Here is a 12794-nt window from a genome sequence, read left to right as displayed (position 1 = left end):
GGAATTTGTGATGTCTACCCACCGTTGCTACTCGCCCTGGCTGCGCCATTTGCATTGGCTGATCGCGCTGTTTGTCACGGGTGCATTGGTGCTTATCGAAATCAAGGGTTGGTTTCCGCGTGGCTCGGCGTCACGCACGGCGGTCAAATGGGGGCATATGCAGTTCGGTGTGGCCGTGTTGTTGTTGATGCTGCCGCGCCTGTTCGTGCGCTTGCGCACCGAGGTGCCGCCGATCACGCCGCCGCTACCGCGCTGGCAGGCGGCGATGAGCAAGCTGGTGCACCTGGTGCTCTACGTGTTGGCCTTCGCATTGCCGTTGCTTGGCGTGGCCATGATGTTCGTAGCTGGCAAGCCATGGAACCTGCTTGGCATTCCGTTGCCCGTGGCCGCCGTACCGGATGGCGCGCTGGCGCGCCAGCTTCATGACCTCCACGAAACGGCGGGCAACGTTTTTCTCTGGGTAGCCATCGCCCACGCTTTGGCGGCGGTGTTCCATCGCTACGTGCAGCGCGACGATACCCTGCAGCGGATGTTGCCCCCGGAGCGCGGCGCGGCTCGCTAGCCGGTTGCTGGGGGCCAGGCGGGCGTAACCCGCGCCGCTGTCCTATGATGGGCTGACCTGTCTGGCTGCCGCGCTCCGGCGCGGTGGTCCGGATGCCCGTAGAGTTTCCTGCTCCGATGCCCACCCTGTCTCCATCCCCCGGACTGTTCGGCGAACCCGACGACCTCAAACCCCTGGCCGAGCGCATGCGCCCCCGCACGCTCGACGAAATCGTCGGCCAGCAACGGGTGATGGCGCCCGGCAAGGCGCTGCGGCGCGCGCTGGAGGCGGGGCGCGTGCATTCGATGGTGCTGTGGGGGCCGCCCGGCTGCGGCAAGACCACCCTGGCCCTGCTGGTGGCGCGCTATGCCGATGCGGATTTCCGCGCGATCTCCGCCGTGCTGTCGGGCTTGCCCGAAGTGCGCAAGGCGCTGGCCGAGGCCGAAGCGAACTTCGCCCAGGGCCGCCGCACCGTGCTGTTCGTGGACGAGGTGCACCGTTTCAACAAGGCGCAGCAGGATGCGTTCCTGCCGCATATCGAGCGCGGCGTGATCATCTTCGTGGGCGCCACCACGGAAAATCCCTCGTTCGAGCTCAACTCCGCCTTGCTGTCGCGTTGTCGCGTGCATGTGCTGGAGGCGGTCACCGTCGATGACATCGTCATTGCCCTCAAGCGCGCGCTGGCCGATCGCGAGCGCGGCCTGGGCGGGATGGAACTGCAGATCGCCGATGAGTCGCTGCGGCTGATCGCCCAGGCAGCCGATGGCGACGTGCGCCGCGGCCTGACCCTGCTGGAGATCGCCGCTGAACTGGCCGACGACCACCGCATCGACGAAACCACGCTCACCCAGGTGCTGGCCGACCGCACGCGCCGCTTCGACAAGGGCGGCGAGCAGTTCTACGACCAGATCTCGGCGCTGCACAAATCCGTGCGCTCGTCCGATCCCGACGCCGCCGTGTACTGGCTGTGTCGCATGCTCGATGGCGGCGTCGACCCGTTGTACCTGGCCCGGCGCATGACCCGCATGGCGGTGGAAGACGTAGGCCTGGCCGAGCCGCGCGCCTGGCGCATGGCGCTGGACGCGTGGGATACCTATGAGCGCCTGGGCAGTCCCGAGGGCGAGCTGGGCCTGGCGCAGCTGGCCATCTGGCTGGCCATCGCGCCCAAGAGCAATGCCGCCTACAAGGCCTATAACCAGGCCCGCGCGGTGATCCGCGACTCGGGCACGCTGGACGTGCCGATGCACCTGCGCAACGCGCCGACCAAGTTGATGAAGGGCCTCGGTTACGGCCAGGGCTACCAGTACGACCACGATGCCGAAGGTGGTATCGCGCTCGACCAGCAATGCCTGCCCGACGAACTCGACGGCACCGTGTTCTACGAACCGGTAGAGCGCGGGCTGGAATTGAAATTGCGCGAGAAGCTGTTGAGCCTGCGCGAGGCCCGGCGCCTCGCGCGTCAAAAATGATCTCGTGATATCCGAGGTTCGTCGCCTGCCGACGAGCCTGCCCATTCATGCGGAGGTATGCCATGCCGATCGTGTGGTACTTCGACTTCATTTCGCCGTTCGCCTGGTTGCAGTGGCCCAAGGTGAAGGCGCTGGCCGCGATGCACCCGGTGGCATTGCGTCCGATCGTGCTGGCCGGTGTGCTGGAGAAATGCGGGCAAAAGGGGCCGGCGGAAATCCCCGCCAAGCGCGAATTCACTTACCGCTACGTGCTGTGGCGTGCCCAGCAGGCCCATCAGCCGCTGCGCTTTCCTCCGGCACATCCGTTCAATCCGCTGGCTGCCTTGCGGCTGTGCATTGCGGCAGACACCAGCGTCGAGGCCACGGAGGCGATCTTCGACTGGATCTGGGGGCAGGGTCATGCCGGCGACAGCATCAACGCCTTGGCCCCGGTCGCCGCACGCCTGGGTATCGCCGACCCGGCAGCGGCTATCGCTGACCCGGCGGTCAAGGCGCAGCTGCGGGCCAATTTCGACGCGGCCATCGCCGAAGGCGTGTTTGGCGTGCCGACGCTCTCGCTGGATGGCCGCCTGTTCTGGGGCGATGACGCGCACGACTTCGCGCTGGCCTGCCTGCGCGATCCCTCGCTGTGGGATGCGCCCGAAATGCAGCGCGTGGCCTCGCTGCCGTTGGCGGCGGCGCGCGCCGTCTGAGCAGGTCGCCCCGGCAGCGCTTGCTGCAGCACGGCTTGCGACTTTTCGCGCAAGAGGCATAGATTCGCCGCACCGATGGTCATGTGGGGAGCGTGCCATGCGAGTACTGGTAGCTGCACTGATGGGCGGTATCGTGATGTTCCTGTGGGGGGCGGTGGCCCATATGGCCTTGGGCCTGGGCAATCCCGGCATCCACCAGCCCGCCAACGAGGATGTGGTGCTCGGCACCCTGCACCAGGGGCTGGGGAGTGAGCCGGGCGTGTACATCCTGCCCTCGATCGATCCCGCCAAGATGCGCGACAAGGCCAACATGGAGGCCTATTCGGCCAAGTCCAAAGTCTCGCCGTACGCGTGGGTGGTTTACCTGCCACAGGGTGAAGACCTGTCCAACATGACCCAGCAGCTGCCACGCCAATGGGCCTCGGACACGCTGGCCTCGCTCGCGCTGGCCTTCGTGATGGGGCTGGCCGCTTTGAGCTTCGTCAAGCGGTTGGGCATCGCGCTGGCGGCCGCCCTGTTTGCCTGGCTGAGCACCTTGGTGCCGTACTGGAACTGGTATCGCTTTCCCACTGAGCTGACCGTGGCGGCGCTGATCGAGCAGGTCATCGGCTGGCTGCTGGCCGGGGCGGTGATGGCCTGGTGGCTGGGGCGCAGGCGCAGCCGCAATTCGCTATAGCGGCAGCCACATAGGAGGCATTTGTCATCCCCGCGAAAGCGGGGATCCAGTGCCTTTGCGACGCGCCAACGACGCTGGATCCCCGCTTTCGCGAGGATGACGGCATAAGGCTTGGCCCCCCAACATTGCGGCCATCGCAGCCACCCAGCGATAATCCAGAGCTCTGAGTCAATCCCTGGATCGATCATGCTGGACCCCGCACTGCTGCGCTCGCGCTTGGCTGAAACCGCCGAGCGTCTCAAGGAGACCCGTGGCTACACGCTCGACGTGGCCGCCATCGAGACGCTGGAAGCCCAGCGCAAGCAGTTGTCCACCGAGACCCAGGAGCTGCAGAACCTGCGCAACACGCGCTCCAAGGCCATCGGCCAGGCCAAGGCCAAGGGCGAGGACGTGGCGCCGCTGATGGCCGAGGTCGCCGGCATCGGCGACAAGCTCAAGGCCAACGAGGCCGCGCTGGCCGAGGTGCAGGCCAGGCTCGCCGAGGTCGCGCTGGGCATCCCCAATATTCCGCATGAGTCCGTGCCGTTGGGCAAGGACGAAACCGAGAACGCCGAGCAGCTGCGCTGGGGCACCCCGCGCGCGTTCGACTTCGAGGTGAAGGACCACGTCGACCTCGGTGCCCGCCACGGCTGGCTCGATGCCGACGCCGGCGCCAAGCTTTCCGGCGCGCGCTTCACCGTGCTGCGCGGCCAACTGGCCCATCTGCATCGCGCGCTCGCGCAGTTCATGCTCAACCTGCAGACCGGCGAGCATGGCTACCTGGAATGCAACGTGCCGCTGATCGTCAATGCCGACACCATGCAGGGCACCGGCCAGCTGCCGAAGTTCGAGGAAGACCTGTTCTCCACCCACGTGGGCGACAGCAAGCGCTACCTGATTCCCACCGCCGAAGTGGCGCTGACCAATCTCGTCGCCGACAGCATCGTCGAAGCCGACGCACTGCCGATGCGCCTCACCGCGCACTCCATGTGCTTCCGCGCCGAAGCCGGCAGCTACGGCCGCGACACCCGCGGCATGATCCGCCAGCACCAGTTCGAGAAGGTGGAAATGGTGCAGATCGCCACGCCGGAGCAGTCGCACGCGCAGCTGGAAGAAATGGTCGGCCACGCCGAAAAAGTGCTGCAGCTGCTTGGCCTGCCGTATCGCAAGGTGCTGTTGTGCACTGGTGACATGGGCTTCGCCGCCATCAAGACCTACGACCTGGAAGTGTGGCTGCCCAGCCAGAACACCTATCGTGAAATCTCCTCGTGCTCCAACTGCGGCGACTTCCAGGCCCGTCGCATGCAGGCGCGCTGGCGCAACCCTGCCACCGGCAAGCCGGAGCTGGTGCACACCCTCAACGGCTCGGGCCTTGCCGTCGGCCGCACCCTGGTCGCCGTGATGGAGAACTACCAGAACGCGGATGGTTCCATCACCGTGCCCGGCGTGCTGCGCCCGTACATGCGTAACCTCGACCAGATCGCCTGAGGCCATCATCGCCATGAGCGCCCAGCGCTGGGACAAGGTTGAAATCACCGCCAGCTACACGCTGCTGACGATCCTGGCCACCGAACTGCTGACCCGGCTCGGGCTGTTCACCATGTTCCCGCTGCCCCCGGTGGACATGGTGCTGTCCCTCATCGCCACCGTGCTGGTGATCGGCGCCTTCTGGTTCGCCCGCCACAGCCGCAAGCTGCGCTTCTGGATCATCGGCTTCGCCGCCGCCACCCAACTGGTACCCATGGTGATCCGGCAGCCGGTGCTGCTGCTGCCGCTGATCGGCGCCGCGATTCCGGTAGCCATCATGCTGTGGGCGATGTTCGCGCTGGCCAAGAAAGGGCAGGGAACGGCGCCGCATTCCTGATAAGATCACGACCCTGCATGGCGAGTCCGGAGCCCTATAGGCCCCGCTCAGACTCGTCACTCCCGCGAAAGCGGGAATCCAGTGCCCTTGCCGTACAGGATGCCCAGAGTCAAGCTGTCGAGGCGACGTCCACAAGACGCCAGCCCGCAGCAACAAATCGGAGAGATGGCCGAGTGGTTTAAGGCAGCAGTCTTGAAAACTGCCGTAGGTGTAAGCCTACCGTGGGTTCGAATCCCACTCTCTCCGCCAGATTTACAAAAATGCCCATTTTTATGGGCTTTTTTGTGGACTGAGAGAAACGGCGCTTGGTCAAGTCGGTTGGTCAACAACCATGCGGCTTGCACACCATCTTTTGCGCCACACGTCGGGCATGTGGCACCTCCGCCTGATCATTCCGAGAGACCTTCAAACATTCTTTGGCTTCCTGGGGAACATTGCACTGTGTCCAATCAGCATGAGGCATGGGGATATGCCCATCGAAACGCGGCCATGGGCTTTCGTCAACGACGAGCAAAGCGCTGGCCCTTCGCCAAACTGGATGTCTGATCCACAACACGAGCGGTTGAAAAACTAGCTCGAATGAGAGGATATGGTTATGGCAACGCGTGTTGTATCGAAAATGGCCGGCGTTGTGCTTGTTGCTGCAACCCTTGGGATGGCGTGGAGTGTGAGTGATGCCGCGACGACGCCTCAGCTTCAAGCGCCGGCACTCTTGCATGGCGTGGATGGCTCTTTCAAAGAGCTTCCAAAGACCATCAATACGTTGGATTTGGTTGCGAAGGCCGATCTCGAATCGGGCGTCGATATCAAGGTTTGGCGTTATGCCACGAAGTATGGCGAGGGTGGTTGTGATCAAGCTGGTCAGGTCGGTTTGGACGCAACGACTTGTCCGCGATTTGGCCTGATGATTTCGACTCGTTGGGAAATGGAAGACAACTCCAAGTTCGCCTTGTGGGTGGTCGATCCACGGCGGTGGTGGCGTCTTCCAGATTCCACCGCTCAGAGTTCTCCCGATGCTTTTCAGGAGTCGGGCGGCGTAGGCAGCCTCACGCTGTATGCATGCGAAGCATCCACGGCGGTCGATACTGGGAAAGTGGATCCTTCTTCAGCGGACAACTGGCACGTGGTGCCTTATCGCCTGACGATCGGCCCGTACAACAAAGCTCGATTGGAGCGATTGCCTGACATAGGTCCCCAAAAGAATTGCTGGCGGGACGACAAGGCTCCTGTGTTGAGCGCAGGCGCTGGGCACCAGGGCTGAGCCTTTGGCAATGGTCAGGCACCAAGTGTTTCATAGGATGCGCGGGCCGAACGTGGCATTGTCGACAGCGCTATAACTGACGCGGAAGTTGAGCAATTTGCTGTGAAACATTTTGGCGAAAGCGGGCGTCTCGGGCATTGTCAGCTTGCTCATATGCATGAGCCGCCCGGAGGCGGCTCAACAGTTCGTTCGGCCCCTCTTAGTTGTTGAGCGCGATCGTGACCAGTTTTAGCCGTAGAACGCGCGGATACCTGCCGGAAAAGGACCAGGCATGGTCGCGAAAGATGCATTTTTTCAATTTCGTAGTCTTGCTCCTTTCGGCGCCGGCGCGGCCGTTTTTTCAGTTGCGCTAGGCGCAAGAAATGGAACGGCGCAAGGATCGTGGCATTCGGTATTTGCGGATGTTCAGTATTTGGCGGCTTCGTCCGCGCTCTTGCGCGCGGCGATCGCGTCGAGAACAGCCGCGCTGGCATCCTCGACGCAGACAATGGCATAGTCCACGGCATAGACCGCCTCGTCTTCCAGACGGTCGGCGTAGTGTTCCTTGTGCGCGGCGTCGATCTTGTGCTTTTGCTGCTCCAATTTGCTTTTAAAGGTTTCTGCATCTGCCTTGAGTTTGGCCTTCAAGCCATCCATTGCGGTAGCCGTTTCGGCCTTCGCGCTTGAGAGCTTTGCATTGATGTCCGCGACACGGCGCTGAGCGTCGGCGTGTGCTTCATCGCGCAGGGCTTTGATCTTTTCGATGGTGTCCTGACGCGTCTTTTCGATCGCGTCTTTCGCTTTTTGTGTACTGGTGGAAAGTTCAGCAAGTTTGTCGGCGAGCTTGGTGGACATTTTGAGCACCTTGATTTTCAACGGTTGAAGCGGAGCGGAAGTCCGATCGACGCCCGCGATGTACCGCAGCCCGTTTTTTTGACAACCGGCTACGTTTATTCATTACGTCAGAGGTTAGCCAGGCTTGGCCTGAACAAACTGATCCGGATCAATTGTTCATAAGCTATGACCAAGGAGATTTAAGACAACGGGAACAGGGGCAGCGTATTGATTCGCCGGTGATGAGAGTGCTGTCAATGTCGCGATCGTCATTCGCGTATCAGGCGAAAGCACGCGATTGCAGTGCAATCCGTATGCGCATGAGGGAGATCGCGCTGAGTCGAGTCCATTACGGATGCGAGCGGGTCTTTGTGATGCTGCGGCGCGAAGGCTGGAAAGATAATCACAAACGCGTGCACCGGCTTTACAAGCTGGAAGGCCTGTCGCTTCGGCATTGCCGTCCGCGTCGCAGTCGCAGCGCGCGCCGGCGGCAACCCAAGATGGTCGCCACGACTCCGAACGAACTGTGGGGCATGGACTTTGTCAGTGACGCGTTATTCGATGGGCTCCGGTTCCGCTCGTTGAGGGTGGTGGATCATTTTACCCATGAGTGCCTGGACATCGTGGTGGATCAGTCACTGTGCGGCGAGCACGTGGCGGAGGCCATGGCCAGGCTGGTGGCACAACGCGGCAAGCCTGCAGCGATCAAGGTAGACAACGGAAGCGAGTTCGCCGGGAAGGTGATGGATCGCTGGGCCTACGAAAATGGCGTGGAGCTGGACTTCTCTCGACGCGGCACGCCGACTGACAACGCGTTGGTGGAAAGCTTCAATGGCCGGCTTCGGCAGGAGTGCTTGAACGAGCACTGGTTCTTGTCGCTGGAGGATGCACGGAGCAAAATCGCAGCGTGGCGGCGCTTCTATAACGAGGATCGTCCCCACTCTGCACTGGCATGGAAAACACCTGCTGAATTCGCCCGAGAATACGGGTCCCAAGCGAATTCACAGGCGCCGTAAACGGTCGGATTCTCTACCGACTGTTGGCCTAGAAAACGGAGGGCAGGGGGCAAGCGACACTGTGCCTGCCACAAACAACGTTGGTTTCGATACTTTAAATCTTCAAAGCAAATTAAGTGGTTATCTACTGGACCCGGCGCATCCGCAGAACCAAACTAAAGCCAACTGGTTCAGTCAGGCGCTAGGCTTCGATCAGAGCAACTGGCAAGATCTGGCAAGCCAGTTATATTTCGATCCGGCCACTGCGGTTCCGACGAAGACCACTCAGTACGGGCAGACTTACGAGCAGGTCATTCCAATCACTGGAGCGAACGGAAAGACTATCGACACGACGTTTGTCTTCATGCAGGACAATTCCGGCACGGTCCGGTTGGTAACAGGTATCGACCAAGAAATGAATGCGATGAGAGAAAACGACACCTTCGTATTGTCGAAACCCGTTGAAGGAACGGTAATCGGAGAGCAAAGGACTTTGGTGCTGTCAGTTGGAACTGTTGTCACCGTGGTATTGGTGTTCGGTGATCCGACCGCTCCGACCGCGTATGAAGTGGAGGCATTCTTGCCGGAGGGCGATGTGTACGCTCTAGCAACCGTTGAGGCTCATGACGTTGGCTATACTACGAGAAGGCTTCAAGCGTTGCGTAAGCGGGTGGCCATAGGCGCCTTCGTTGTGGGTACGAATCGCCCTGAGCGGATTCAGCTCGAGGCAACGAATTTTTTGGCTGAGCTTCGGCACTAATCAGGAAAGGGAATATGTATATGCGTAAATTGGGGATGCTCGTAGCAGTAACTTTCTTGCTGTCGTCATGTGCCTCTGACCCCGCGCCGCAATCGCGCGAAGAGTGGCGCAATCTACACACCACGTTCTACCCAGGAGTAAGCCCAGATCAAGCCCTTGCTGCTGCCGAGAAGGTGTTGCGTCTGGCCGATCACGATTTCAAGTTCGACTATCCGGATGGGCAGTTGCAGGGAGTGAGGGGGTGGCATGTTTATAAGTTCCTAGGCAATTCGGTGGGCACCGACTGGTGGCGAGTGACTGCTGTTGCGAAGGACGGAGGTTCAGAGGTACAGGTCCAGATATCCCGATACTCAGGGCTACAAATAGGTATGTACGGAATTGCTGAGCCGCCGATATCGAGCGCGTCCAATAAGAAGGCCGATCCCAATGACGCGCAGGTTGGTGGTGCGGGAATGCCTGCGGGGAGTGTCCGAGGCGCCTTTCCATATGAATTGTTTCGTACTCGCATGATGTACATGCTGGGCATGAGTCAAACATGGCAAACCTGTAGGGAAGCGCAGGCTGAAAAGACGTATGCGCAACTCCAAGATAGCGGGATACTTTGCAACATGTCCGCCAATGACGATAAGCCGCCCGAGATTGCGCATCCGCAGCGCGGGTGAGTGGAGAGCAGATCAACCTGCTCGCCGACGCCAACACCCAGCAATCGAGCGACGCCAGCAAAGATGGCCACAAGAGAATCGCCGATTAAGTGGACATAAGCACCGCCCAAGGCACCCAGGTGAATGCCGGCGGCCAGGCCACCTTGGGTGGTGGCATTGCCCTCATCAGTGGCGGTGATCAGACGTATCATGCCGCTACGCTATCGAGTAAGAACGGCACCGCCATCGTCAGCGGTGGCACGGTGAACTTCGACAGCTATCGACGGGGCGTGCTCGACATGCATGTGTTCCGCATGCTCCATGAGGTCCGCGAACATACCGAGCGATGGCTAGCCGACTACAACCGCGAGATACCCCATGACAGCCTTGGCGGGCTGACGCCCGCCGAGTTTCGTATCCAGAACGACCCGGCCGCCTCTAATTATTCGTGGCATTGATCTGAGGGGAGTCGACACAAGCCTTGAACGGGCTTGGCCTCGCCATCGGATCACCGCCAAAGCATGGCGGGGGGAGCATGCCAGAGTCCCTGTCGATGACCGATTGATTCGCCTAAGTGTCCATGTTTGCTTTAGCAGTCAGTGTGAGGCCGCGTTCAGGACATAGGACACATCAAACAAACCCTGCTTCAGCTACTGCGTAGGCGAGTGAGCGGTTTCATGCAGGCTTGCAAGTGCCTCATGCAAGGTGCTGTAAATGCTGTTCGTCCCGATCACGGACGTGACGCCGTGGCGATCCATGTCGGCGCGCAAATACTGGCTCACGCGGGAAAATACGACCTTGATACCGCGCGCTGCCAGTTCCTTGCACAAGGTGTTGACCGAGCGACCTGCCGAATAGTCCAGATCGGTGATGGCAGAGGCGTCGACGATAAACCAGCGCACCGGCGTGGGTGCGGTGTCGATCAGTCGGCGCACCTCATCGGTGAACAAATGCTCGTTCGCATAGAAAAGGTCGGAACCGAAGCGATAAACGATCAATCCAGGGCCCGTCTCCAGCCCGGCATGTGACGGCACGGGTTCCCACCGGCTTTCACGGTTTGGCGCGAATATCATCGTGTGAGGGCGGTAGCTGTGGCGCACGTGACGCAATAGCGAAAGTACGATCGCGAGGAAGATCCCGGTCTCCACGCCTGCGATCACGACGGCTAGGGCCGTGGTCAAGGCCAGCGCAAATTCGCCGGGGCTCTCCCGACGGATGGCGTTCATTTGTTTGACCGCGATGAGCCCCACCGCAATCGTGAACACCAGTGACGCCAACACGCACTGTGGCAGGTACTGCAGCCAGCGTCCCAGGAACAGCAGAACGGCCACCACGCAGGCGGCCAGCGTGAGCTGTGCGATCTGGCTGCGTGCGCCGGCCTGTTCAGCCATGGCGGTCTGGGTCGGACTGCCATTGACCACGAATGCGCCGCTCAACGCCGCGGCTGCATTGGCCGCCGCCAGGCCAAGCAGGTCGGCATTCTCATCGACGTTGTCGCCGTAACGTTCGGCGAATGCCCGGCTGGTTGCCGCACTCTGCGCAATGATGACGACAAAGCAGGAGCCGGCCACCTGCAGAAGGCTCAGTGTCTGAAACCATCCGATATCGAATAGGCGAAGGTGCGGCACACCGATGTCCAAGGGGCCGATCACGCCGATGCCGCGACTCGATAAATTCAGGGCAATGCTCGACCAGATCCCGATGACCACCACGGCCAGCGCAGCAGGCCAGCGAGGCCTGTAATGTTTGAACAGCAGGATGATCGCGACCACCAGTGCGGAGATGGTGAGCGACAGCCCGTGGATGGCGGATAGATGGGTGGCGATCAGGCTGATCTGCCCCAGCGTCGAGCGCGAGGCAATCGGGATACCGAGCATGTCTCCCATCATCGCCACGCCGACCTGTACGCCAACGCCGGCAAGAAAACCCACCAGCACGGTGCGGGACAAGAAGTCGGCGAGAAAGCCGAGGCGGAAGATGCGGGCGATCAACAACATCAGCGCGGTAAGCAGCGCCGTCATGCCCGCCAGTGCGATGTACTGGGCACTCGATGGCTCCGCCAATGTCGAGAGCTTGCTCGCGAAAATGGTCGCGGTGGCGGAGTCCGCGGCAACGACAAGACTCCGCGACGCGCCGAACAGCGCGAAAGCAATGATCGGCAACAGGCCTGTATAGAGCCCCGTGACTGTCGGCATGCCGGCAATTCGTGCATAGCCAAGCAACTGGGGGATATCCATCGACGCAAGGATGACGCCTGCCCCGGCGTCGCGCACGGCGGAAATGCGACTTGCGGGAAACAATCCTTTGAACGGCCTAAAGGGCATGACGCCTTCCTGGATGACTCGCGACCCCGGTTAGTATGCTGGATACCAAGGCCGCGCCGAAATAGTCATCTCATAGCCCTTGATGTCTGGTGCCCACAATCCGCATCGTCCCGTTGTTCTTGGAGAGCGATGCCTGATTCGGTCGATGGTTTATTTCTTGGAACTACTGGGCGCACCATCGGCTGCGGCATCGGGCGTGGCAGCTACAGAGGCGGCGCCGTCGATCCAGTCCTGGCGTTGTGGGGCAAAGAAGTCGATGTCGATGGTGTCCTCGGTGCAGCGAAATTCGTGAGGCACGTTTGGCGGAATCACGAGCACGGTTCCGGCGGTCAACACAAAGCGCTTGCCCTGCGAGTTCACCTCGCAACGGCCTTGCGTTATCCAGGTAATCTGTTCGTTAGCATGATGATGCAACGGAAATACGCCGCCTTTCTTGACGATCCATTTCACGAAGGTCGATTGGACGCCATGAAGAACCTGCCGTTGAATCAGTGGCGATATCTGCTCGATGGGTTGCTGGTCGAGCTGATAGAGCACGGGTAACACCGCGGAGTGTGCGCTGATGCTTGGTTGAACGCCGCTGCCCGGTGCTTCCGATGGGGACAGTGATCGGGCCATCTGACCGTTTTCGGTAGTCTGCGCCCCTGCGCCGCAGGGGACCGTCAAAAGGAGCCATGCACTTGAGCAGAGGCAGGCAACCAGAGGTTTCATTTTCATGGGACTGTCCGTCCGTCTTTAATGGCATGCAAGCATCAAAAAGCGTCCGTGCCGCGGTACAT

Annotated in this window: 12 protein-coding genes, 1 tRNA gene and 2 pseudogenes; 12 read left to right on the top strand and 3 right to left on the bottom strand. The window is 61.0% G+C overall.

Going from position 1 to position 12794, the window contains the following annotated elements:
• Positions 1-10: 10 nt before the first annotated feature.
• From MJ606_RS08015 to MJ606_RS07980, 8 genes are all read left to right on the top strand, one after another.
• Positions 11-562: a cytochrome b gene (locus tag MJ606_RS08015; protein WP_243048973.1), complete on the top strand. Its 552-nt coding sequence runs from the start codon at positions 11-13 to the stop codon at positions 560-562.
• Positions 563-678: 116 nt separating this feature from the next.
• Entirely contained in the window at positions 679-2010 is a 1332-nt protein-coding gene (locus MJ606_RS08010) for a replication-associated recombination protein A (RefSeq protein WP_243048970.1), read from the top strand.
• Positions 2011-2072: 62 nt separating this feature from the next.
• On the top strand, positions 2073-2702 hold the full coding sequence (locus MJ606_RS08005; RefSeq protein ID WP_243048969.1) for a DsbA family protein: 630 nt from the start codon (positions 2073-2075) through the stop codon (positions 2700-2702).
• Between the two features lie 97 nt (positions 2703-2799).
• Entirely contained in the window at positions 2800-3378 is a 579-nt protein-coding gene (locus tag MJ606_RS08000) for a hypothetical protein (RefSeq protein ID WP_243048965.1), read from the top strand.
• Positions 3379-3564: 186 nt separating this feature from the next.
• Positions 3565-4845, top strand: coding sequence for a serine--tRNA ligase (serS, locus tag MJ606_RS07995; protein ID WP_243048963.1), 1281 nt, complete (start codon positions 3565-3567; stop codon positions 4843-4845).
• A 13-nt stretch (positions 4846-4858) separates the two neighbouring features.
• Positions 4859-5221 carry an LrgA gene (locus MJ606_RS07990; protein WP_243048962.1) on the top strand — a complete coding sequence of 121 codons (363 nt, stop codon included), beginning with the start codon at positions 4859-4861 and terminating at the stop codon, positions 5219-5221.
• A gap of 159 nt (positions 5222-5380) precedes the next feature.
• A tRNA-Ser gene (locus MJ606_RS07985) sits at positions 5381-5470 on the top strand.
• A gap of 346 nt (positions 5471-5816) precedes the next feature.
• Positions 5817-6482, top strand: a complete 666-nt coding sequence (locus MJ606_RS07980) for a hypothetical protein (protein WP_243048961.1) — start codon at positions 5817-5819, stop codon at positions 6480-6482.
• A gap of 405 nt (positions 6483-6887) precedes the next feature.
• Here MJ606_RS07980 and MJ606_RS07975 read toward each other — a convergent pair whose 3' ends face one another.
• Positions 6888-7316: a hypothetical protein gene (locus MJ606_RS07975; protein WP_243048959.1), complete on the bottom strand. Its 429-nt coding sequence runs from the start codon at positions 7314-7316 to the stop codon at positions 6888-6890.
• Between the two features lie 227 nt (positions 7317-7543).
• Here MJ606_RS07975 and MJ606_RS07970 point away from each other — a divergent pair.
• The 4 genes and pseudogenes from MJ606_RS07970 to MJ606_RS07955 all read left to right on the top strand — a co-directional run.
• Positions 7544-8311, top strand: a pseudogene (locus MJ606_RS07970) (IS3 family transposase); the annotation flags it as partial.
• 61 nt (positions 8312-8372) lie between these two features.
• Positions 8373-9050: a DUF6883 domain-containing protein gene (locus MJ606_RS07965; RefSeq protein WP_243048958.1), complete on the top strand. Its 678-nt coding sequence runs from the start codon at positions 8373-8375 to the stop codon at positions 9048-9050.
• A gap of 14 nt (positions 9051-9064) precedes the next feature.
• Complete coding sequence (locus MJ606_RS07960; protein ID WP_243048957.1) at positions 9065-9712, top strand: hypothetical protein; 648 nt, start codon at positions 9065-9067, stop codon at positions 9710-9712.
• Between the two features lie 248 nt (positions 9713-9960).
• A pseudogene (locus MJ606_RS07955) lies at positions 9961-10149 on the top strand (integrase core domain-containing protein); the annotation flags it as partial.
• A 192-nt stretch (positions 10150-10341) separates the two neighbouring features.
• On the opposite strand, the gene MJ606_RS07950 reads toward MJ606_RS07955, so the two are convergent.
• Both MJ606_RS07950 and MJ606_RS07945 read right to left on the bottom strand, forming a co-directional pair.
• Positions 10342-12015 carry a SulP family inorganic anion transporter gene (locus MJ606_RS07950; RefSeq protein WP_243048956.1) on the bottom strand — a complete coding sequence of 558 codons (1674 nt, stop codon included), beginning with the start codon at positions 12013-12015 and terminating at the stop codon, positions 10342-10344.
• Positions 12016-12165: 150 nt separating this feature from the next.
• Positions 12166-12732 carry a cupin domain-containing protein gene (locus MJ606_RS07945; protein ID WP_243048954.1) on the bottom strand — a complete coding sequence of 189 codons (567 nt, stop codon included), beginning with the start codon at positions 12730-12732 and terminating at the stop codon, positions 12166-12168.
• Positions 12733-12794: the final 62 nt, after the last annotated feature.

Origin of the sequence: Dyella sp. RRB7, assembly GCF_022761115.1 — a bacterium.
Classification (GTDB): Bacteria; Pseudomonadota; Gammaproteobacteria; order Xanthomonadales; family Rhodanobacteraceae; genus Dyella.
This window is presented reverse-complemented; position numbering and strand designations above follow the sequence as displayed.